Annotated in this window: 1 protein-coding gene; it reads left to right on the top strand. The window is 61.7% G+C overall.

Going from position 1 to position 608, the window contains the following annotated elements; genetic code table 11:
• Window positions 1-608 (top strand): SulP family inorganic anion transporter (locus ACP7AJ_RS21580; protein WP_426062305.1); only part of this gene is annotated, 608 nt, incomplete at both ends.

The following is a 608-nucleotide window of genomic DNA, read 5'->3' as shown; positions in this document are numbered from 1 at the left end:
CGCAGCAACAAAGAATGCGTGGCACAGGGCGTGGCCAACATCACCTCGGGTTTCTTCTTCGGCATGGGCGGCTGTGCCATGATTGGCCAGAGCCTGATTAACATTTCCTCCGGCGCCCGGGCCCGCCTCTCGGGCATCGTGGCGGCTGTCATGCTGCTGGTCTTCATCATGTTCGGAGCATCGCTGATTGAACGCGTGCCAATGGCCGCGCTCACGGGCCTGATGATCATGGTGGCCGTGGGCACGTTCGAGTGGGCATCGCTCAAGACCTTCGGCAAAATGCCCGCCTCGGACCTCGTCGTGATGCTGCTGGTAACGGCCATCACGGTGCTGCTCCACAACCTGGCGCTGGCCGTACTCATCGGCGTAATCATTGCCGCGCTGGTGTTTGCCTGGGAAAACGCCAAGCGCATCCGGGCCCGCAAGTACGTGGACGAGGCCGGCGTGCGCCACTACGAAATTTTCGGCCCGCTGTTCTTCGGCTCGGTGCAGGCCTTCGGCGAGAAATTCGACGTGGCCGGCGACCCTGTGGAAGTCGTTATTGATTTCAAGGAAAGCCGCGTGGCCGATATGTCGGCCATTGAGGCCCTGAACAAGCTCACCGAGCG

The sequence above is a fragment of the Hymenobacter sp. B1770 genome (assembly GCF_049896385.1).
Taxonomy (GTDB): domain Bacteria; phylum Bacteroidota; class Bacteroidia; order Cytophagales; family Hymenobacteraceae; genus Hymenobacter.
Note: the sequence above shows the minus strand (reverse complement) of the source record. Positions and strands in the feature narration are given on the sequence as shown.